Raw genomic sequence first — 18,427 nt, forward strand, 5'->3', positions numbered from 1 at the left:
CTTCTTAAGATCGCGCCGCCACGACGAAGGGGCCGATTTGTTGCGTGTTCCAACCTTCCTCAAAGACCTCTGGGTTGAAGAACACCGCGCGGTAGCGCACGTTGGGCTGGTTGGGGTAGATGTCTTCCGCCAAGTGCGTCTTGTAACCATCGCCGGGTTCTTCTAGGTCGCCGCGGAAGATGAGGACGTCCGGCCCGCGCCACGGTGCGGACTGAAGCGACTTCGCAAACTCTTCCGGAGTCTGTTCCCAGGATTTGGAAGCCCACTCCTCGATCTGTAGGTTGCGGGTGCTGAACTCTCCCAGCGGGTTGGCGTAATTACTGGTGAAGGCGTTGAATCCGTAGTAGGGGTTATAGGCCATGAAGAGCTTCTCATCGGTCAGGACAACCGTGTCATTGGCCTCGTAGCCCTGGGCATCGATGAACTCGCGGATCTCGCCGTAGTTGGCGGAAGAATCGCTGGTGTAGCGGTCCGCGCGCTCCCCGTAGCCGTCAGTATCGGTATAGGCATGGTCCAAGGCGGTCACGTTCGTTGCTGGGATCTGCTGGGCATAGTAAACACCGCCAAGCCCCATGAGGATGGCAAAGGCTAGGGTCACGCGCTTGCTGGTGACCTCGCTGAAGCCTTCCGGGTAGAGCGTGGGCAGGCCCATGAGGCGGATGTCGGCCAGCGCGAGGATGCCGGCCGTAGCGAAAAGCACCACGACGATCAGCTCTAGGCGGAAGCCCAGCAGCGTGCTGCCGGCGAGGGTCATGACCATGGAGGCCAAGGTCCACAGGTAGGTGCCGACAAGAGCGGTGCTCAGAGCGCGGATTTCGGGCTCGTCGATGCGCATGACGAGGTAAATCAAGCCGATCAGGCTGAGGATGCCAATGACGGACAACGAGAGGAAAGGCGCCGGGATTTGGGTGCCTTCTTCCGGCAGGTAATGCTGCGCGGTGGACTCCAGCGGGGCAGTGGCGTGCAGGACCCCGTAGAGGTAGGGCGCCCAGGCGATCGCAGCGATGGCCAGGGAACCGGCCGCGATGGTGACCAAGTGCACGAGGGGTACCCATGTGCGCTCAGCGACGCCGGTGACCAGTGCAATGAGGCTGACGATGGTGAGCGCCACTGCACCCGTGTAGAGCGTGTAGAAGCAGGCAGAAACTCCCAGGTAGATAGCGATTGCGGCAGTAGAGAACCAGGAAGCCCTGTAGAAAGCGTGGGAGCACAGGACGGCCACTGCCGGGACGCCCATGGCGATGACGGCGGAATAGGGCTCCTCAGCGCCAATGGTCAGGGTCACCGCCATGGTGGTCAACGCAATGGCGGTGGCAACTGGCAGCGAACCGCTGAGCCTTTGCCACACCGGAACCAGGATGCACCCGGCCACGGCCAGGGAGATAAGGCTCCACGGTTGATAAACCTCCCAGCCCGGCATGTTGAGAAGGTTCGCGAGCCGCCCGCCCATCCAGAACCAGCCCAACGGGTAGAAGGTAGGCAGGCCCTCGTAGTTCATGTCCGCATAAGAGCTGGCCTCTGTGGCGCGGGTGAGGAATTGGGTACGGAATACCTGGTCGACTTGGACGCCGTCGAGCCACAGGCGGGAAGCCGAAAGGGGCAAGCCGATACTGGTCAGTGTGAGCAGCGCTGGGGAGATATAACACACAGCGGTGGTGAGCCACGTCCGCCAGCGGGGGCGCGGCGTAATAATCCACCACGCGCACAGAGCACCCACCAAGAGAACGGTGAGCGCAGTTCCCGCCGTGCTCAACGCACGGGTCACCATCGACGTACTGAACGCCGGGAGGGAGACCGTTTTGAAAGCGAAGAAACCAATGAGCGTAACAAGGCCGCCACCTACAGCGGCGGCGGCAATACCCACGAGGCTGGCGCGACGCGTCAAGCGGTCGACGTTATATTCCACGGTGGGGGAGATAGACGACGTGGCGGGAGACTCAGTCATGTAAGTAGTTTCCCACACGCCGTGGACATAGCGGAACTTTAGAAAGGCAGCTTCCGGAATATCGCCTGTGGGATGAACTTGAATCCCAAGGACACGTACTCAAACAGCGGGTGCACGAAGATGGACTGCTTGCCATCCAGCACCGCCTTGACGGTGGCCTTAGCCACGTCGGAGACGTTGACGGTCAGGGGAGCCTCGCCGGCTTCCGCCGACATCTTGGTGCGCACCTGGCCTGGGCGAACCACGAGCACCTTGGCGCCGGAGCCGCGCAGGGCCTCACCGAGGTTGATGAAGAAGCCGTCGACACCGGCCTTGGAGGCGCCGTAAACAAAGTTGGAGCGGCGTACGCGCATGCCGGCGACGGAAGACAACGCCACGATGGTGCCGTGGCCCTGCTGCTGGAACTTCTGGCCGAGTAAGACACCGAGGGAAACCGGTGCGGTGAAGTTAGTCTGGGCCGAGGCAACTGCCTTGGCCTGGTCCTGCCACAGTTCCTCCTGGTCACCGAGGGTGCCGAAGGCGATGATGGCGACGTCGACATCGCCGCGCTCAAAGGCGCGGTTGACGACGTCCCCGTGGCCCTCGAAGTCAGTCGCGTCGAAGTTGATGACCTCGACGTCGCCACCGCGGGACTCGATGGTTGCGCGAGCATCCGCGATACGCGGGGAGTCCGCACGAGCCGCCAGGGTGACCTTGGCCGGGCCGCGCTCGAGGAATTCCTCGACGATGCCGAGGCCGATCTCGGAGGTGCCGCCGAGAAGGAGGATGTGTTGTGCTTGGCCTACTGCATTCAGCATGAGGTGATTCCTTTCTAGTGCAGCTCGAGGCGGCGGGACATATCGGAGGCGAAGACGCCGGTCGGGTCGATGTCGTTGCGAGTCTTGAGCCAGCCCTCGAGGCCCGGGTACATCTTGTGGAAGTTCTCCGCTGAGGTGCGGGACTCCTTGGCCAGGTAGAGGCGGCCACCGAATTCCATGACGCGCTTATCCAGATCATCGAGGAAAGCGCCCAGGCCCGGCTTGATGGGGAAGTCCACGCAGACATTCCAGCCCGGCATCGGGTAGGACAGCGGGGCCTTGTTACCCGGGCCGAAGAGCTTGAACACGTTGAGCGCGGAGTAGTGGCCCGAGCGCTGCATGTCGCGGATGATGTCCTTGAAAGGCTCGACGGCGTCGGTCGGCACCACGAATTGGTACTGAAGGAAGCCGTTGGAGCCGTAGCCGCGGTTCCACTCGCCGATAAGATCGAGCGGCTGGTAGAACTGCGTGAGGTTCTTGACCTGGTTACGCGCTGGGGCACCCATGAGGTAATAGGCCTCACCGATAGCCATGAGCGAAAGCTTGTTCATAGTGAAGTTCGGGAAGATATCCGGAACCGTCATCAGCTGCGGGGCATTGAACTTTAGCGGGTCCTTCGCCAGCTTCGGGGCGAGCTCTTCGAGCTGCTCCAGGGTGGCCAGGGAGCCACGGGAAATAGTGGAGCGGCCCAGCTTTGGTTCCGGGGAGATGACGTCGAACCACGCGGAGGAGTACGTGTAGTTGTGCTCCGAGCCATCGGAGTGGAAGGCCACGGTTTCATCGAGGTTATCCGTGCGGTCGGTATCCGCGATGAAGTAGGCGGTTTCCGTCTTCGTCATCTTGATCTTGGCGCGCAGGATGATGCCGGTCAGGCCCATGCCGCCGACGGTGGCCCAGAAAAGATCACCGCTCGGATCATCCTCAGAGCCTTCCGGGGTCAGGTGCAGCACGCGGCCGTCTGCCACGAGCAACTCCATCGAGGCGACGTGGTCACCGAAAGAACCGGCGGAGTGGTGGTTCTTGCCGTGGATATCCGGGCCGATAGCACCACCGATGGTGACCTGGCGGGTGCCCGGCAGAACCGGAACCCACAGGCCATAGGGCAGGGCAGCCTTCATGAGCTGGTCGAGGGTGACGCCACCGTCGACGTCGACGATGCCCGACTCCGGATCGATGGAGTGGATCTTGTTGAGCGGTTGCATGTCGATGACGAGGCCACCGGCGTTCTGCGCGGGGTCGCCGTAGGAGCGGCCCATACCGCGGGCGATGACGCCGCGGCGCAGGTGGGAAGGCTTATCAGCATTGTCCTCAGCCACCTGGGCGACGGCAGCCTTGATGACGTCGACGTCCGGGGTGGACAAAACGTGGGCGGTTGTTGCCGCCGTGCGGCCCCAACCGTGGAGGGACTTCTCAGTAGTATGCAGTTCCATCTCTTACTCTTTGATTCGATGTGATGGGTCGGTTTCCTACACTACCTAGGCGGTCGTGCCTGTGGCGGCAGTGAAAACGTGAGATTAGGTACAAAAGCCAAGCAAACGGAACATTTGTACTGTCCGGTTGTGTGGGTTTAGTTCGGAATTAGTACAGATCCATGATCTCGCGGATTTCTTCCGGCAGTTCTTCTTGGGAGCTAATCTCTGGGCCTTCATAGGCGCGCAGGATCTCATAGACGCGGCCGCGCGACGTGGAATCGAGGATGGGCAGCTCCTCGGCGATGAGCCGCGTCATAAAACCATTGAGCGGCAGCGAGGTATGTTCCGTCGCCAGAAAGTGACCGTGGCGCTTGTCTTCTTCGGCGCGCTCATCTTGCGCTGCTCGCTGTGCCGGGGTGAGGTGCTCTTTCTTAGAGGAGTACATGCACGGTAGCCTACCGCCCGCCTAAAGTGGGGCGGTATGACCTCTCCCAAGCAAGATAATTATGCGCTGGATGACACCCTCGCCGGACGCATCACCCAAGCCACGGCCGTGGCGATCATGACCTCTTATCCGGATTGGATCAAGAACAAGACTGCGCTCGTGTCCGCCTATGTCCTGTCTTTCTTAGGCTTTGGTGCACTCGTGGCAATTACTAATGCCGAGAGCCACGAGGGGCAACCGGAGCCGGAGACTCCCGATGTCCCCGCGTGGGCGATCCCGGTTGCCTTCGGCATTCTGCTGTTTGGCGGATGGCTCACAATAAAGACTGAGCACAGCGTGGTCCGATTTATTCGCCGCCGCGGCGTGGAAAAGCCGTGGACCGTCTGGGGTGGAATCAGTGCTGCCATCGTCTTCATTCTCGGTGAGCTCGAAGCGCGCGAGCTCACCGACCGCAACTAAAAATGCGTATGGTGGGGCACATGAGCTCACAGGTCACAGATTTGGCGCAGGTCCGCGCCAAACGTGGTGATTCTGCTCGAACCCTGTTGTGTCAGGTGTCCAACGTCCGCGCGGAAGCCGAGGTGCACCGTCAGATTGGTTTCTCGGACGCACTCACGCTGGAAGAGCTTCATCATATTCTCGAGGTCTGCTTCGGACTGCCTCAAGAGGATTCGCCGTGGCACTTTTTTGAACATACCGATGCCCGCGGCCAACGAATCGATCCGAGCCATACCGTGCGCGAATTCTTAAGCCGCGAAGGCGAGCAGATTGATTATGCCTGGGGGCTGTGGGATTTCGAGATAGTCGTGGTGGAGACCTATCCGCGCGATAACGGCACGCCGGAGGCCCTGTGCGTGGGCGGTTCCGGTTCTTTCCACACACCCTTTGATCTCACCGCCGTGAATGCTGAGCTCACAGGCCAGGAAACGATTGATGAAGTTCTGGATCTTGTGGTTAGTCCCGTCCGCGCGCTCATTGAAAGAACCCGGCTCTATGACTTCGTTCCGCTCCTCCAAGCTTTGGACTTGCATCGCGAAGTCAGCATTGATGCTCGGGCGTACCGCCAGCTGCGTACTCTGCCGCGAGAAGTAACAAACGAAGGCAAGGACGCCTTTTGGTCGATGGCGCTGGCGCTGTCCTGTATGGGCGGGCGCGAGCTGACGGATTCCGTGGTGGAGACCGCCATGGCGGCGTTGGGCTGGGTCGACGATGACGGCGAGGAGCTACGCGGCCCGGAAATTCGGGAGCTGTGCACGGCTTCGCTTAAGGTGCTTTCTTCTCTCGGCGCCTATGGTGAAGACGCCGTCGCACCCGTGGATCGCCTGGACATTTACCGCGCCCTCATCCGCGGGTAGAGTATTCCGCCGTGACTGAACCTACTTCCACCCTAAAGACACAGCTCGTGCGCTTTGTCTCCGTCGGTGTTTTCACTGCGGCCATCGACTATGGCCTCACCCTCTTCCTGACGTACCTAGGCCTGCACCGTTCCCTGGCCAAGGCGATTGGCTGGGTTTTCGGTACCATCGCCGCGTATGTGGCCAATGCTCGCTGGACTTTCGGTGCACAAGTATCTGGGCGTACCGCCGGTGCCGTGGGCATGCTGTACCTGTCTACCTTCGCCGTGCAGAACTTCCTGTATTGGGTGCTCAACGCTCCGCTGATCAGTCTGGGCTTTGAGGGCGCACTGAAGGACACTATCGCCTTCGTCATCGCGCAGGGCGTGGCCACGGTGACTAACTTCGCCATTCAGCGCGTGTTCATTTTTAAGGGCAAGTAACTATGGCAGGTCGCGCCGAACGCTTCTCCCAGTCGAACTCCCTGCATGCGCAGGGTGCGAAGTTCGCCATCACGGGAGCTATTGCCGCGCTTATCGACGTCTCCCTGACCTGGCTCTTCCAAATCGGATTAGGCGTATTCGGCGACGTGGGCTCCCGAACTATTGGCTTTGCTGTGGGTACTTTCGTGGCCTACCTGCTGAACCGGCGCTGGACCTTCAACGCGCGGGCCTCGAAGCGCCGCTTTGCCGCGGTGTTTGCTACCTACGCCATGACCTATGCGGTCAACATTTTGTTGTATCGCTGGGCCTTCCCCTTTTTCGACCACAACCTAGACTGGCCTTCGTCCTGGGCACTGGCGGTGGCCTTTGTGATTGCGCAAGGCACGGCAACACTCATCAACTTCTTTGTGCAGCGCTGGGTGATTTTCCGCAGTACGCGCAAGTCCTTTGAGGTTTAGGGCCTGCGGAAGTCTTCCTTGCGGCCACGGTTGTGCAGGCGCAACCACTCTACAAAGCCCTTCACGTCATGTTGCTGGACCAGGAAAAACCAGCCAAAACGTGCGAATTCCTGCGGTAGCAGCTTGCGCATGCCGCGCTGCCACAGAAGGTAGCCGCGGTTGCGGTAGGTAAAGAAGCGCTTGAACTCACCGTCTGGGTATTGCGTGTGCATCTTTCCGCCGAGGATGGGCTTGAACTCGTCGGAGCCGTCCGGGTGCAGGTAGCTGGTGGTCAGCGCAGTGCCGAAGCTCAAGCCCGAGTTGACCAGGCGGCGGTGGTACTCCACCTCATCACCACGGATGAACAGGCGGTAATCTGGCACGCCGATGATCTCCATGGCCTCGGCGGAGATGAGCGCGCCGTTGAAGAGGGAGGCGATGCCGGGGAGGAAGTCGCCCTCTAATTCGCTCATGTAGCGCCGCCACACCAGGCCTTGGCGCAGCGGGAAGGCCAGCTTCGCGGGCTCGTTGATGTTGCACACGGCGGGAGAGACTTCGTGAAGGCTGTTGTTTTCCGCAACGCGGTAGAGCTCCTCCAGCACGTGATGGTCGGCGGGGCGGCCATCATCATCAGCGCACCACACTGCGTCCGCGCCGAGGGCGAGTGCGGTGAGGAAACCCAGCGCGAAGCCGCCGGCGCCACCAAGGTTGGTTTCGGAAGGCACGTAGACGCCGCGCTCGCCGGCTAGTTCGTGGAGGAGCTCCTCTACTGCTGCTTCCGCACCGTTATCCACCACGATCACCCACTGCACTGGGTGCGTTTGGTTCACCACCTGTTCAAGGGAGGCGCGCAGTAGCTCCACGCGCTGGTGGGTGACGATCACAGCGGCCGTTGTACCGGCCTGGGACAGGGTGGCAGTCATGGGTTCTATTGTGCCACCCGCCTGTGGCACTCAGGTGCGTGACATGGAGGTGGCAAAGGTTTAGGCGTTGAAGCCCGGAATCTTGATGAAGCCGGAGTTCACAGCATTGACAACGCCAGCAATGAGGCCGAGCACAATCGCGGCGATAGAGGTGCCAACGAGGATTTCAGCGGTGGTTCCCACCGGGTATTCCTTGGCGGTGTCATTCTTCAGGGAAGACATGGCGACATCCTTGGCGGAGCCAGCAGTCTCCAGGCCTTCTTTGATTTCTTCAGGGGTGCTGCTGCCCTCGCTACTACCCTTGCTGCTGATAGCCTCAGCGCCCTTCTCAATGCCGTAATCCACGGAGGAAGCGAAGCCGTCACCACCGACGGCTTCCTTGAATCCTTGCTTCAGGATGTAGCCAAAGACCTCAGCCTCGGAAACCTCGGAGGAACCCTTCTCAGCAGCGGTGGCCGGGGCGATAGACAGGGACAGTGCGGTGGCGGCGGAAACGGCAGCGGCGGTGAAACGCTTCATGGAGGTTCTCCTTGGAAGAACGGTAGAGAAAGTGAAGAGGTAGTGAAAGTGTAGAAAGTGCCATGCAAAAGTAGGCGATAGCGAAAAGCTCCAGCCCTCAAAGGACTGGAGCTAGAAATTCAAAGCTAAAAGCTTGATGCGCTCAAGTTAGAACGGAAGGGAAACGCCCGGGATGAGGCCGTTCTGAACTGCGGTGTAAGCAGCACCGAGGACGGCAGCGGCGATGCCAACGCCCCAGAGGATGTCAGCGGTGGTGCCCAGAGCATAGCCGTTCTTGGCGTCGTTCTCCCAAGAGGACTTGTTGAAGTCAACATGAGCCTTAGCAGAGCCGCGAGCTGCGTCAGAGTCCATATCCTTGATGGCATCCGAGCTGATCTTGGCAGATCCCTCGTGGGGTTCGGAGACGCCGTTTACGCCTGCGACGATGCCAGCGCCGACGAGGGTGCCGAGGTCTTCCCAATCGCCTTCAGTCTGTGCAGAGGCAACACCAGTGGACAGGGACAGTGCGGTAGCAGCGGCTACAACGCCAGCAGCGAAACGCTTCATGATAGGGCTCCTTAAAGTTAAGAGAGAACAGTGCCTGTGATTCAGGCTCGCGACGATTTTAACTTGAAAGGATCTGAGAAAAGAAGCAAATAGAAAAAGTTTCTTTCGTGATTCACCCATACAGGGGGTATGCATATTTCCAGTGCATGAGACTAAAGGTGCGTTCTACGCAAAGTACAGTGTTCTCATGACCGTGAGAAGCGTTGAAGAAATGTGGGCTCCCTTTAGGGTTTCCATCCACGTGGGTGAGCTGAGTCTGCGGGTGCTGCGCGATAGTGACATCGCCGCCATTCATGGGGTTAGCGCCGCTGAGATTTTCGGCGAGCCGCTTCCGGAGTACACGTTCCCGTGGTTGAAGCAGAAGCCTGATCCGAGTTTCCGGTGGGCGCATCGCGCACAGATGTCCCCGGAAGAATGGTCGCTCGACTTCGGCGTACATCTTGATGGTGAAGTCATTGGCTCAGTGGATCTGCGGGCCAAGAGCTTTGCTGACAATGGTGAGGTGGAAACGGGGTCGTGGATTTACCACCGCCTTCAGGGCCGCGGGATGGGTACGCAGGTTCGTCACGCCGCTGCGGTCTTCTGTTTTGATTACCTGCGCGCACGCCGGTTGCGCTCGGAGTGGGAGCCGGGGAACGCGGCTTCCCAGGCTGTATCGCGCAAGCTGGGCTACACCATCGAAGGCAACAAGGCCGTGTTGCGCAAGGAGGATTACCAGCCGGGGCCTGAAGTAGCTGTGGCCGGGATGAGTGAGGAACTGCGCGCGATGTTGGGAGCCAACTTCGCAGTTTGAGGAATAAATCGTGAAAATGGGAGAGTTTCCACTCAATTTCACGGAAACTTGTAGAATGTTGGCATGCTTAACGCGCGGTCCGCCTCAAAAATCAACGCTCTTCTTGATCAGTATGCGGCGTTGCGGGAGGACGCCCCCGAGGCCATCGCGGAGATAGCACGCGCAGAAGTGGCGGAGTCGGTGTATAACTCGAACGCCATTGAGAATTCCACGCTGACTTTGGAGGAGACCGAGAACATCTTGGCGGGGTTTACCGCCAGAGCGCACGATTTACGGGAAGTCTTTGAGGCCAAAAACCTGGCGGACGTGACTGAGGAACTAATTCGGGGCGTCGGTAAGCTCGATGCAAACCTCATTCTGAAACTGCATGGCATGTTGCTTCGCGGCATCAACGACGACTGGGCGGGGCGCTTTCGTCGAAGGGGAGAGTGGGTTCGCGTGGGCGCTCATATGGGAGCCAACCCTGAATACGTGGACAGGCTGGTGGACACAGCCATTGCCGAATACTACGAGGACACTAACTTCTTTGTTGACCGAATCGCGCGGTTCCACGCGGAATTTGAAACCATCCATCCTTTTTCAGACGGCAATGGGCGCATCGGGCGCGTCATTATCAATCAACAACTCTTAGAGCTAGGGGCGCCACCCATCATCATTCCGAACAAAGGAAAAGAACGCCACTACTACCCAGTGTTCCGTGGCTACCCGGTGAGTGGGGACTTTTCTGCATTGAGCACACTTATCGCGCGGCAACTCGTCGAGTCCTTGCACAAGCGCATCACGCTGCTGACCGCGCCGAGGGTAATTCGCCTGTCGGAATGGGCAAAGGTTAACGGTGTCTCTGGGTCCGTCGCCGCCAATAAGGCGGCGCGGGGTACCATTCCGGCCTTCCGACAGCGTGGAACGTGGATGATTGACGCGCAATATGTCAACGAGGCAGGTAGCAGGGGCTAAACGTTTTCCTCGTTATCGAAGCGCTTGCGCAGATCCCGCACGTACTGGCCCACCTCTGGGCCTTCGTACTCGCCGACGACGTCGGAGACCTCGCCCACCGAGCGGATCTGGCCGTGGTCGATCCATAGGGCGGTATCGCACAGTTGGGCCAGGAAGTCATTGGAGTGGGAAGCAAAGACCAGGATGCCGGAGCGCTTCACCAGATCCTGAAGGCGGACGCGGGCCTTGGCCATGAAGGCGGCGTCGACGGCGCCGATGCCTTCGTCGAGAAGCAGGATCTCCGGCTCAATGGAGGTCACCACGCCCAGCGCTAGGCGTACGCGCATACCGGTGGAGTAGGTGCGCAGCGGCATGGAGAGGTAATCACCCAGTTCAGAGAACTCCGCGATCTCATCCATCTTGGCCTTCATCTGCTTGATGGTCTGGCCCAGGAAGAGGCCGCGGATGATGATGTTGTCGTAGCCGGAGACCTCTGGGTCCATGCCCACGCCGAGGTCGAAGACGGGGGCCACGCGCCCGCGGACATCGGCAGCACCGCGCGTAGGTTCGTAGATACCGGAGAGCAGGCGCAGCAAAGTGGTTTTGCCCGCGCCGTTGTGGCCGACGAGGCCAACACGGTCACCTTCGCGCAGGTGGAGGTTGATGTCTTTGAGTGCTTCCACCATGACCACGTTCTGGTCATTCTTGCCAATGGAGCCGCCGGCGGTGGAGAGCATCGCCTTCTTGAGGGAACGGGACTTGGCATCAAAGATGGGAAAGTCCACGCAAGCGTTATACGTATCAATGGAAACCATGGACGATCCTTTCTAGACCCAGTAGGAGACGCGGAAGCGCCACTGGCGCATGGCCAGGCCGGCGATGAGCAGGCCGGCGACGGTGCAGGCGATGACGATGAGCCAGTGATAAACGGCGACGGGCTCGCCAATCATGGGGGCGCGGATGATCTCCATGTAGTGATACAGCGGGTTGATTTCAGCGATGCGTGCGCGGCTGGCCACGGCACCTCCCTGCTCCTTCAGGGTGTTGGTCATCCACACGATCGGCGTGACGTAGAAAAGCAGCTGGGTCAGAGCCTCCAGCAGCGGGGCAACGTCACGGAAGCGGGTGGCGATGATGCCGAAGAACATGGCTACCCACACGCCGTTAACCAGGAAGAGTCCTAGCGCCGGGATGAACAGGAAGAACTCCCAGCCCAAGTGGCGCGGGAAGATAAGAATGAGCAGCAGCCAGATGATGAGGTTGTGGCCCAAGAAGAGGGTTTGCCGCCAGACTAGGCGGTAGACGTGCACCGACAGTGGTGCGGGCAGCTGTTTGATCAGGCCCTCGTTGTCGATGAAGACTGTCGAGCCTTCCTTAATGGCGCCCGAAATGAAGTTCCACATAATCAAGCCCACGGTCACGTGGGGCAGGAATTCTGCAACCGGGATCTGGAAGAGCATGGAATACAGCAGGCCCAGGGCCGCGGCCATCACGCCGGTTGCGATGGTGATCCAGAAAGGACCCAGCACCGAACGGCGGTAGCGCTGCTTGATGTCTTGGATGCCCAGCTTGAACCACAGCTCGCGCTGGCGCGCGCCTTGCAACAGATCGGCGAAAGCCGCCGACATGGTCATGGAACGCGAGGCCGGCTCCTCGCCGGGTGCAGGCGCGGAGGTCATGCGGGCGACGTCGTCACGCAGGTTTTTCTTGTCTTGCACGTCCTTCACCCTAGCGCGCACCTCCGCCAAACACCTACACACACGCCCTTAACCTGGGAAAACACGAGCGAGCTGGGAAAATCGAGGGTTAGGAAAGATTTACATGGGGCGTATAGAGTAGGGAGCGTTCATCCGCATCGGGAGGAAGGGTTGAAACATGACGGAACAGTATGACGTCGCCAGCGTGCGAGGTCTTTACACTGGTCTGTCCGATGGTTGGACCTACCTGAACGCGCACGCCGCGCCGCAGATTGCAGAACGCGTGGCCTCAGGCGTTGCCCGCTCGTTCCGTATGTCCGCCACGGTGAAACCGCTGGAGGATGCCGTGGGCGCGCACTCGGCGCATCACGACCCAGGGGAGCTCCACGCGGCGGACATGTATGCTTCCGCCCGCCGGGCGGTGGCGGATCTCACGGGTGCCACGGCGGAGCGGGTCATCCTGGGCCCGTCGCTGCCGGTGCTGTATCAGGCCCTGGGCGTTGCGCTGCGCCCGCTGCTGCGCCGGCAGTCTTCGGTGGTACTCTCCCGTTTTGATTCTCCGGAGTTTACGAGCGCGTTTGAGCATGTGGGCGCTGATATTCGGTGGGCGCAGCCGGATTTGGGAACTGGCGAGCTTCCGGCCTTCCAATACGCCGATCTGGTGGATGGCTCGACGCGTTTTGTCGCCTTTTCTGCCGCCCACGAGCTGCTGGGCACTGTAACATCGGCCTCGGAGATTATTGATTCGGTCCATGAGCGTTCGCGCGCTTGGGTGCTTGTCGACGTCTCCTCGATCGCCCCTTACCGCCTCCTCGACTTTGACGCGATTGGGGCGGACATTCTCGGTGTGGATGTAGGCGCGCTGGGTGGTCCGCAGATGGCGGCGCTGGTCTTCCGGGATACCGCGATGTTCCGTCGCCTCGATGAGCTTGTCGTTGGTCCGGTCTCCGCGGGTTTGGCGGGTGGCGTTGGCCCCCTGGTGGATCATCTAGCAGAACTCGCCGGCGGGGAGCGCGGTTCCCGCCGCGTGCGCCTGACGCGCTCGATGCAAGCTCTCTCCGGTTATATGGAGGATCTCACTGGGGATCTCTACAGTCTGTTGGGCACGCTTCCGGCCGTTCACATCCTTGGCGTGACGGGGGAGGCGGCTGCTGATGCCTCCGATGATCGCCTCCCGCGCCTGACCTTCGCTGTGCGGGACGTGCCTGCGGATGTGATTCACCGCCGGCTCTTCGACAATGGCTTGGTGACTACCATCGCTCCGCACACCCCACTGCTCACGGAGATGGGCGTGGAAGAAGTCGGCGGTGCCGTCACGGTCTCGCTGAGCCCGTTCAGCACCTACCACGATGTTGAGCACTTGATCCGCGTGGTCGCGTCGCTGGCTTAGACCTCGAGGACAAGCTTGCCCGTGACCTCGCCGGAGTCGAGGGCTTGGTGGGCTTCGGCGGCGCGAGCAAGCGCATACGTCGCGTGCAGGTGGTGCTTGACGCTGCCATCCTCCAGCCAGGGCCAGACGTTCTTGACGGTATCCGCAACGATGGCGGCTTTGTCTTCCGCCGAGCGGGAGCGCAGCGTGGTGCCCTGCAGGGTCAGGCGCTTGTTAAGGAGGATGCCCATGTTGAGCTCGGCCTTTGTGCCGCCCTGCATGCCGATGGTGACCATGTGGCCGCCCTTAGCTAGCGCGATGAGGTTCTTCTTGAGGTACTTCGCACCCATGATGTCGAGGATGACATCGCACTGGTTCTTCAGTTCCTCGGCGAAGTCCTGCTCGTTGTAGTTGATGAGGATATCCGCGCCGAGTTCCTTGCAGGTCTCGAGCTTTTCGTCCGAGCCGGCCGTCACCGCGACGGTGGCGCCGAGTTGCTTCGCCACCTGGATGGCGAAGGTGCCGATGCCGCCCGCGCCGCCATGGATGAGGATGGTCTGGCCCTTGTTGAGTTTCGCTTCCATGGCGATGTTGGACCACACGGTGCAGGCCACTTCGATGACGGAGGCGGCCTCGGCAAAGGAATAGCCGGTGGGGATGGGCAGCAACTGGCCTTGCGGTACGGCCACGTACTCGGCGTAGCCGCCGCCGGCCAGCAGTGCGCCGACCTTGGAGCCAACCTCGACGTCGGTGTTACCGGCATCGACGACCTCGCCTGCGACTTCGAGGCCGATAATCTTCGAAGCACCCGGCGGCGGCGGGTAGTGCCCGCGGGCCTGGAGCAGGTCGGCGCGGTTTACGCCGGCGGCTTTGACTTTAACGAGGACTTCGCCGTCTTGGAGCTGTGGCTTATCGGTTTCCCCCAACTCCAGCGAGTGTGGGTCTTCCAGATTGGTCTGAATGATGGCTTTCATGCCACACCACCGTACTTAAATCCAATCATCCTCGACGAGGAAGCCGTTGACCGTGATAGCAGCAGCATTGGCCTGGCCCATGGCCATCGCCACCTGTGCGGCTGGATTGACCACGTTGCCTACTGCCCAGACGCGCGGGTGGCTGGTGGCACCGGTGAGATCGGCCTTGATCAGGCTGCCGCCCATCGCAGGGGGCGGACTGTGGCGCTCGAGGTTGAGGTCAGCGAGGAACTCATCGTGGGGGCGGGGAATGGGCATGTAAAACAGTGCATCGACGGCATGCTCGTCGCTTTCCAGCAGGACTTTTCCGTCTTGGAAGGCGGTGACGGGGCCGTCGATAAGCGCAATGCCCCGCCGAGTCAGGTCCGCGCGCTGCTCGTCGGTGAATTCCATTCCATTGGTGAAGAAGGTGATGTCCTTCGACCACTGGCGCAGAACCGCGGCATGGTGGAAGGAGAACTCGCCGATGTAGAGAACACCGAGCTTCTTGTCGGCGACCTCGAACCCGTGGCAGTAAGGGCAGTGGAGGACTGTATCTGCCCAGTTTTCTTCGAGTCCCGGGATGTTTGGATGTACGTCGTCCACACCGCTGGCGACGATGATGGAGCGGGCCGCGACGGTATCTCCATTACTCAATGTGGCGGTGAGTGTTCGGTCATTATCGGTGACGGAATCCACGGTGGTGTTGACGATCTGTACGCCGTAGTTGCGCAGCTGCTCCTTACCGCGCTCCTGGAACTCGAGTGGTGGTGTGCCCTCGAGGGCGATGACACCATGGATTTCGTGGGCGAAGCGATTGCGGGGAGTGGTGGAATCAACAACGAGGACACTGCGGCGGGCGCGGACCATGACCAGTGCTGCCTGAAGGCCGGCCGCGCCACTGCCGATGATGAGGGTATCGACTGTCTGCATAGGCCCGAGTAAACCAGAGCAAGGTATATGCGGCAATGGCTTTCAGTAGGTTGCGCTTTGCACAACGTGATGAGGCGAATTCTTCTCCCGCGGCGGAGTCTAGTACTCTGAACGTGTTGCGCGCGGTGCATGCTGACGCGTGACGAGGAGGCGTGGCAGAGCGGCCGAATGCACTGGTCTTGAAAACCAGCGTGGGGAAACTCACCGCGGGTTCAAATCCCGCCGCCTCCGCCAATTGTTTTGGGGGTCATTTGTAGCGGCTTTGCTTCTGTCCCATGCGGCTGTAACGAAGCTCAGAACGCATCCTGCCAGTAGGAATCCGCTAATTTGCAGGTGGGTGGCCGAGTTTCCGCCGCCGCCAGCCACGACGAGGAAAATCGAAAATGCAATCGCGACAAGGCAGTGGATGACCAACCGGCTATGCGCTCCAAGGTGGCATTGCGGCCAAGCTTTCTCGATAGCCCAGCTCACTGCTGCGAGAATGACATAAAAGACGATTCCCGCTAAGGCTCCTGGAACTAGGTAGAGCATGGATTCATCTCCTCTCGGGGGGAATAATGGTTGTGGTAAGGAAGGCGGTTTCGTGATGTCAGAGGATAACTATTCGGCGTGGGTAGAGACTGATTATCTTTTCGGCTCCCCAGTCAATGCTCGCCGGCTATTGGAGTCTTACGAGCAAGTGCTAGACGGAAAGGCTAAGGAGCACGACATCGATCTAGCTGTGTAAGAACTATCTTCCGATCGAAGTGGAGTATTCACCTTCTGGCAGGGTGGAACCGGTTTTGTTTATCTGAGAGGAATTTTACCTATTTCCGGTAAACATCTCGTCGGTGAGCAATGCGCAGGACGAGCACCACGAGTTTTCCGTCTAAGATTTCATAAACTACGCGATAGTGTCCGACTCGAATTCTGTACAGGTCGTCTGAGGCTCTTAGCTTCTTTACTCCATCAGGGCGAGGGGTAACGGCCAAGTCTTCGATTGCAGCAAGTAGTCGCCTCTGTGTCGGTCTGTCGAGCTTGCGTAATTCCTTGGCTGCGGATGCTTTATAGGTGATTCGATAAGTGGAGTTAGCCATAGAAGGCGATTAGGTGAGTCCGAGTTCTTTTTTGAGGTCTTCGTGTGAAATCTCTGCGGCTTCTCCTCGGGCAATCTCAGCGGCCTGAACATCCTCACGATCTTCCAGTGCTTCGACTGCGCGGGCGAAAAATGAAGGAGAGACGACAAAAGCGCGAATCCGGCTTCCACGACTAGTGATGGCGACGGGCGTGTGCTGTGCCTCTTCAAGAATTTGGCTTTGGGATTGGCGAAACTGGCTGGATGCCACTGACATCGTTTTCATACAACGAATGTACATCTTGTACATTTTGGTGGGCAAGGGTCGCGGGATTTCTGGTTGCTACTCGTCTTTGCCATCGATCCGCCCCGCCAAAATGCGAGGCAGCGCCTCCGCTGCGGTGGCGGTGACCACCACGCTGGCAAGCGGCGAGAGATCCGTGGGCTGCGGGGTGACTTCCACGATGGGGATGCCGCGTGCGTGGGCAATCTGCGGCAGGCCGGCAGCGGGGTAGACCACGCCGGAGGTGCCCACAATGAGCAGCGCGTCCGCGGTGGACATGCGGCGTTCGGCCTCGGCCCATTCGTCGTTGGGCAAAGCCTCACCGAACCACACCACGCCTGGGCGTACGAGCCCGCCGCACACGGGGCACTCGGGTGGAGTGATGCTCTCGACCGGTTCCTTCGGCAGCGCAATGTCCTCGTCGTACGGTGTATCGCAGTCGGTGCAGCGGAAGGCGAATAGGGAGCCGTGTAGGTGGACCACGTCCTGGCTTCCGGCGCGCTCGTGCAGGTTATCGATATTTTGCGTGGTCACCGTCATGCCGCGTGCGGCAGCAATCGCGCGGTGCCCGGCGTTGGGTTCGGCCCGCTGCGCCAGCTGGGCGCGCCACAGGTACCAGGCGAACATGGGCTTTGGTTCATTACGCCATGCGCTTATCGACGCCATCGCGACCGGATCCACGTTCTCCCAGATGCCCGTCTGCGCATCGCGGTATGTGGCGATGCCGCTATCCGCACTCATACCCGCGCCGGTGAACACCTCAACGTGGGTGGCATCAGAAAGAATCGAGTGTGCGCGCTCAAACAGGTGCTCCATGCATCTAGAGTACGGCGATGAGCACGCAGAATGCTATGGATACGAGAAGGGCAATGCCCATGCGCCACAGGTAGCGCCGTCCCGGTTCGTGGGCGGTGTTGATCTGCAGCTTCGAAGGATTCGTGGAAAAGACTGCCATGCACATCGGGTCTTTAGGTTCTTTGTAGACTCCCATGCCACCGGCAAAGCGGAGTGCTTCGTTGCGAACCTGTTCATCATCGTCGGTTGGTATGGCTTTCACGGCCTTCGCAGATGTCAGCGTCAATCGGACGCCTTGAATCATGATGAACAGGGTGAAGGCTATCCACGCGGCCACGAGGAGAAAGCCCGAGAAGGGGATGTCCGGTACAACCGTGCAGACCGCGGTGAGGCACACGCAGGTCGTCATGGAGAGGACTGTCTGAGCGATGAACGTGGCGGTCTTTTCAGCGAGCAGCTCCGCGCGCTGTGCGGTGGCCTCGGAGAAAGGAAGCGCTGACTCCGCCGGAACCCGTGTTGTCTTTCGCGCCAGCGAGACCGGTGGCACGCACAGCGGCAGTGCAATGGCGAAGACAACGCCGATCCACACCAAGGCGGTGGCGTTGAAGAAAGACTTGGGTTCGAAGCGGTCCGGGTTGCCCGAGCCATCGAAGTGGACCGGGATGGGATCAGGCACCGAATCCCAGCGCAGCAGCATGTACACCAGCGTGAGAGCACATACGATAGCGGTGGCGACGTAATACTGGCGGCTTCTCATGGCAGTGAGCTTACAAGGTTGCCTGTTGTTGGTTGCGCTGCGGGAGTCGGATTCTTACA

Annotated in this window: 23 protein-coding genes and 1 tRNA gene; 9 read left to right on the plus strand and 15 right to left on the minus strand. The window is 60.1% G+C overall.

Annotated features, from left to right (window positions below; translation table 11 throughout):
* Positions 1–4: 4 nt before the first annotated feature.
* The 4 genes from HMPREF2996_RS11910 to HMPREF2996_RS11925 form a co-directional block, all read right to left on the minus strand.
* The gene (locus HMPREF2996_RS11910; protein WP_070731461.1) at positions 5–1,945 is read right to left on the minus strand and encodes a galactan 5-O-arabinofuranosyltransferase; all 1,941 of its coding nucleotides are present in this window, start codon (positions 1,943–1,945) and stop codon (positions 5–7) included.
* Positions 1,946–1,983: 38 nt separating this feature from the next.
* The gene (locus tag HMPREF2996_RS11915) at positions 1,984–2,742 is read right to left on the minus strand and encodes a decaprenylphospho-beta-D-erythro-pentofuranosid-2-ulose 2-reductase (RefSeq protein WP_070731462.1); all 759 of its coding nucleotides are present in this window, start codon (positions 2,740–2,742) and stop codon (positions 1,984–1,986) included.
* A gap of 14 nt (positions 2,743–2,756) precedes the next feature.
* The gene (locus tag HMPREF2996_RS11920) at positions 2,757–4,172 is read right to left on the minus strand and encodes a decaprenylphosphoryl-beta-D-ribose oxidase (protein ID WP_070731463.1); all 1,416 of its coding nucleotides are present in this window, start codon (positions 4,170–4,172) and stop codon (positions 2,757–2,759) included.
* A 148-nt stretch (positions 4,173–4,320) separates the two neighbouring features.
* A complete protein-coding gene (locus HMPREF2996_RS11925) occupies positions 4,321–4,599 on the minus strand; it encodes a hypothetical protein (RefSeq protein WP_070644676.1) in 279 nt (92 codons plus the stop codon).
* A gap of 36 nt (positions 4,600–4,635) precedes the next feature.
* On the opposite strand from HMPREF2996_RS11925, the gene HMPREF2996_RS11930 reads away from it, so the two are divergent.
* The 4 genes from HMPREF2996_RS11930 to HMPREF2996_RS11945 are packed head-to-tail and all read left to right on the plus strand — an operon-like array spanning position 4,636 to position 6,834.
* Complete coding sequence (locus HMPREF2996_RS11930; RefSeq protein ID WP_070731464.1) at positions 4,636–5,058, plus strand: hypothetical protein; 423 nt, start codon at positions 4,636–4,638, stop codon at positions 5,056–5,058.
* 20 nt (positions 5,059–5,078) lie between these two features.
* Positions 5,079–5,954, plus strand: coding sequence for a plasmid pRiA4b ORF-3 family protein (locus tag HMPREF2996_RS11935; protein ID WP_070731465.1), 876 nt, complete (start codon positions 5,079–5,081; stop codon positions 5,952–5,954).
* 11 nt (positions 5,955–5,965) lie between these two features.
* On the plus strand, positions 5,966–6,376 hold the full coding sequence (locus tag HMPREF2996_RS11940; RefSeq protein WP_046647042.1) for a GtrA family protein: 411 nt from the start codon (positions 5,966–5,968) through the stop codon (positions 6,374–6,376).
* Positions 6,377–6,378: 2 nt separating this feature from the next.
* Positions 6,379–6,834, plus strand: a complete 456-nt coding sequence (locus HMPREF2996_RS11945; protein WP_070731466.1) for a GtrA family protein — start codon at positions 6,379–6,381, stop codon at positions 6,832–6,834.
* Here HMPREF2996_RS11945 and HMPREF2996_RS11950 read toward each other — a convergent pair.
* From HMPREF2996_RS11950 to HMPREF2996_RS11960, 3 genes are all read right to left on the minus strand, one after another.
* Positions 6,831–7,736: a galactofuranosyltransferase GlfT1 gene (locus HMPREF2996_RS11950; protein ID WP_070731467.1), complete on the minus strand. Its 906-nt coding sequence runs from the start codon at positions 7,734–7,736 to the stop codon at positions 6,831–6,833. The genes HMPREF2996_RS11945 and HMPREF2996_RS11950 overlap by 4 nt on opposite strands.
* A gap of 60 nt (positions 7,737–7,796) precedes the next feature.
* Entirely contained in the window at positions 7,797–8,255 is a 459-nt protein-coding gene (locus HMPREF2996_RS11955) for a hypothetical protein (protein ID WP_070731468.1), read from the minus strand.
* Between the two features lie 147 nt (positions 8,256–8,402).
* A complete protein-coding gene (locus tag HMPREF2996_RS11960) occupies positions 8,403–8,801 on the minus strand; it encodes a hypothetical protein (RefSeq protein ID WP_070444350.1) in 399 nt (132 codons plus the stop codon).
* 187 nt (positions 8,802–8,988) lie between these two features.
* Between HMPREF2996_RS11960 and HMPREF2996_RS11965 the strand changes: the two genes are divergently transcribed.
* Together HMPREF2996_RS11965 and HMPREF2996_RS11970 are read left to right on the plus strand one after the other, a co-directional pair.
* A complete protein-coding gene (locus tag HMPREF2996_RS11965) occupies positions 8,989–9,594 on the plus strand; it encodes a GNAT family N-acetyltransferase (RefSeq protein WP_070731469.1) in 606 nt (201 codons plus the stop codon).
* A 63-nt stretch (positions 9,595–9,657) separates the two neighbouring features.
* Positions 9,658–10,548 (plus strand): Fic family protein, encoded by an 891-nt coding sequence (locus HMPREF2996_RS11970; RefSeq protein ID WP_070731470.1) that lies wholly within the window; start codon positions 9,658–9,660, stop codon positions 10,546–10,548.
* Here the strand turns inward: HMPREF2996_RS11970 and HMPREF2996_RS11975 are convergent.
* Positions 10,545–11,342, minus strand: a complete 798-nt coding sequence (locus HMPREF2996_RS11975; protein WP_070444344.1) for a galactan export ABC transporter ATP-binding subunit Wzt/RfbE — start codon at positions 11,340–11,342, stop codon at positions 10,545–10,547. The two genes, HMPREF2996_RS11970 and HMPREF2996_RS11975, sit on opposite strands and share 4 nt — an antisense overlap.
* Positions 11,343–11,354: 12 nt before the next feature.
* Positions 11,355–12,206 carry a galactan export ABC transporter permease subunit Wzm/RfbD gene (locus tag HMPREF2996_RS11980; protein ID WP_070731496.1) on the minus strand — a complete coding sequence of 284 codons (852 nt, stop codon included), beginning with the start codon at positions 12,204–12,206 and terminating at the stop codon, positions 11,355–11,357.
* Between the two features lie 196 nt (positions 12,207–12,402).
* Here HMPREF2996_RS11980 and HMPREF2996_RS11985 point away from each other — a divergent pair, with 196 nt between their 5' ends.
* The gene (locus HMPREF2996_RS11985) at positions 12,403–13,614 is read left to right on the plus strand and encodes an aminotransferase class V-fold PLP-dependent enzyme (RefSeq protein ID WP_070731471.1); all 1,212 of its coding nucleotides are present in this window, start codon (positions 12,403–12,405) and stop codon (positions 13,612–13,614) included.
* On the opposite strand, the gene HMPREF2996_RS11990 is transcribed toward HMPREF2996_RS11985, so the two are convergent.
* Positions 13,611–14,567 carry an NAD(P)H-quinone oxidoreductase gene (locus tag HMPREF2996_RS11990; RefSeq protein WP_070731472.1) on the minus strand — a complete coding sequence of 319 codons (957 nt, stop codon included), beginning with the start codon at positions 14,565–14,567 and terminating at the stop codon, positions 13,611–13,613. The two genes, HMPREF2996_RS11985 and HMPREF2996_RS11990, sit on opposite strands and share 4 nt — an antisense overlap.
* 15 nt (positions 14,568–14,582) lie before the next feature.
* Positions 14,583–15,479, minus strand: coding sequence for an NAD(P)/FAD-dependent oxidoreductase (locus HMPREF2996_RS11995; protein WP_070731473.1), 897 nt, complete (start codon positions 15,477–15,479; stop codon positions 14,583–14,585).
* 146 nt (positions 15,480–15,625) lie between these two features.
* On the opposite strand from HMPREF2996_RS11995, the gene HMPREF2996_RS12000 reads away from it, so the two are divergent.
* Positions 15,626–15,713, plus strand: a tRNA-Ser gene (locus HMPREF2996_RS12000).
* Between the two features lie 295 nt (positions 15,714–16,008).
* Complete coding sequence (locus tag HMPREF2996_RS12700) at positions 16,009–16,206, plus strand: type II toxin-antitoxin system Phd/YefM family antitoxin (RefSeq protein WP_141757489.1); 198 nt, start codon at positions 16,009–16,011, stop codon at positions 16,204–16,206.
* Positions 16,207–16,285: 79 nt separating this feature from the next.
* Here the strand turns inward: HMPREF2996_RS12700 and HMPREF2996_RS12590 are convergent, their stop codons facing one another.
* The 4 genes from HMPREF2996_RS12590 to HMPREF2996_RS12020 are packed head-to-tail and all read right to left on the minus strand — an operon-like array spanning position 16,286 to position 18,368.
* Entirely contained in the window at positions 16,286–16,555 is a 270-nt protein-coding gene (locus tag HMPREF2996_RS12590) for a type II toxin-antitoxin system RelE family toxin (protein WP_083308526.1), read from the minus strand.
* Positions 16,556–16,564: 9 nt separating this feature from the next.
* The gene (locus HMPREF2996_RS12010) at positions 16,565–16,834 is read right to left on the minus strand and encodes a prevent-host-death family protein (protein ID WP_246823040.1); all 270 of its coding nucleotides are present in this window, start codon (positions 16,832–16,834) and stop codon (positions 16,565–16,567) included.
* A gap of 42 nt (positions 16,835–16,876) precedes the next feature.
* Positions 16,877–17,632, minus strand: coding sequence for an NAD-dependent deacylase (locus HMPREF2996_RS12015; RefSeq protein WP_070710429.1), 756 nt, complete (start codon positions 17,630–17,632; stop codon positions 16,877–16,879).
* A gap of 4 nt (positions 17,633–17,636) precedes the next feature.
* A complete protein-coding gene (locus HMPREF2996_RS12020) occupies positions 17,637–18,368 on the minus strand; it encodes a DUF1648 domain-containing protein (RefSeq protein ID WP_070710427.1) in 732 nt (243 codons plus the stop codon).
* Between the last annotated feature and the right edge of the window lie 59 nt (positions 18,369–18,427).

This window comes from Corynebacterium sp. HMSC066C02, assembly GCF_001814945.1.
Lineage (GTDB): Bacteria > Actinomycetota > Actinomycetes > Mycobacteriales > Mycobacteriaceae > Corynebacterium > Corynebacterium aurimucosum.

Excerpts from the sequence above, each read along its gene's own strand:
- HMPREF2996_RS11960 (WP_070444350.1), bottom strand. The coding sequence starts at position 8,801 with ATGAAGCGTTTCGCTGCTGGCGTTGTAGCCGCTGCTACCGCACTGTCC.
- HMPREF2996_RS11975 (WP_070444344.1), bottom strand. The coding sequence starts at position 11,342 with ATGGTTTCCATTGATACGTATAACGCTTGCGTGGACTTTCCCATCTTT.
- HMPREF2996_RS11920 (WP_070731463.1), bottom strand. The coding sequence starts at position 4,172 with ATGGAACTGCATACTACTGAGAAGTCCCTCCACGGTTGGGGCCGCACG.
- HMPREF2996_RS11915 (WP_070731462.1), bottom strand. The coding sequence starts at position 2,742 with ATGCTGAATGCAGTAGGCCAAGCACAACACATCCTCCTTCTCGGCGGC.
- HMPREF2996_RS11950 (WP_070731467.1), bottom strand. The coding sequence starts at position 7,736 with ATGACTGCCACCCTGTCCCAGGCCGGTACAACGGCCGCTGTGATCGTC.
- HMPREF2996_RS12590 (WP_083308526.1), bottom strand. The coding sequence starts at position 16,555 with ATGGCTAACTCCACTTATCGAATCACCTATAAAGCATCCGCAGCCAAG.
- HMPREF2996_RS11910 (WP_070731461.1), bottom strand. The coding sequence starts at position 1,945 with ATGACTGAGTCTCCCGCCACGTCGTCTATCTCCCCCACCGTGGAATAT.
- HMPREF2996_RS12700 (WP_141757489.1), top strand. The coding sequence starts at position 16,009 with ATGGATTCATCTCCTCTCGGGGGGAATAATGGTTGTGGTAAGGAAGGC.
- HMPREF2996_RS11990 (WP_070731472.1), bottom strand. The coding sequence starts at position 14,567 with ATGAAAGCCATCATTCAGACCAATCTGGAAGACCCACACTCGCTGGAG.
- HMPREF2996_RS11995 (WP_070731473.1), bottom strand. The coding sequence starts at position 15,479 with ATGCAGACAGTCGATACCCTCATCATCGGCAGTGGCGCGGCCGGCCTT.
- HMPREF2996_RS12015 (WP_070710429.1), bottom strand. The coding sequence starts at position 17,632 with ATGGAGCACCTGTTTGAGCGCGCACACTCGATTCTTTCTGATGCCACC.
- HMPREF2996_RS11965 (WP_070731469.1), top strand. The coding sequence starts at position 8,989 with ATGACCGTGAGAAGCGTTGAAGAAATGTGGGCTCCCTTTAGGGTTTCC.
- HMPREF2996_RS11925 (WP_070644676.1), bottom strand. The coding sequence starts at position 4,599 with ATGTACTCCTCTAAGAAAGAGCACCTCACCCCGGCACAGCGAGCAGCG.
- HMPREF2996_RS11980 (WP_070731496.1), bottom strand. The coding sequence starts at position 12,206 with ATGACCTCCGCGCCTGCACCCGGCGAGGAGCCGGCCTCGCGTTCCATG.
- HMPREF2996_RS12020 (WP_070710427.1), bottom strand. The coding sequence starts at position 18,368 with ATGAGAAGCCGCCAGTATTACGTCGCCACCGCTATCGTATGTGCTCTC.
- HMPREF2996_RS11930 (WP_070731464.1), top strand. The coding sequence starts at position 4,636 with ATGACCTCTCCCAAGCAAGATAATTATGCGCTGGATGACACCCTCGCC.
- HMPREF2996_RS11955 (WP_070731468.1), bottom strand. The coding sequence starts at position 8,255 with ATGAAGCGTTTCACCGCCGCTGCCGTTTCCGCCGCCACCGCACTGTCC.
- HMPREF2996_RS11970 (WP_070731470.1), top strand. The coding sequence starts at position 9,658 with ATGCTTAACGCGCGGTCCGCCTCAAAAATCAACGCTCTTCTTGATCAG.
- HMPREF2996_RS12010 (WP_246823040.1), bottom strand. The coding sequence starts at position 16,834 with ATGTACATTCGTTGTATGAAAACGATGTCAGTGGCATCCAGCCAGTTT.
- HMPREF2996_RS11945 (WP_070731466.1), top strand. The coding sequence starts at position 6,379 with ATGGCAGGTCGCGCCGAACGCTTCTCCCAGTCGAACTCCCTGCATGCG.
- HMPREF2996_RS11985 (WP_070731471.1), top strand. The coding sequence starts at position 12,403 with ATGACGGAACAGTATGACGTCGCCAGCGTGCGAGGTCTTTACACTGGT.
- HMPREF2996_RS11935 (WP_070731465.1), top strand. The coding sequence starts at position 5,079 with ATGAGCTCACAGGTCACAGATTTGGCGCAGGTCCGCGCCAAACGTGGT.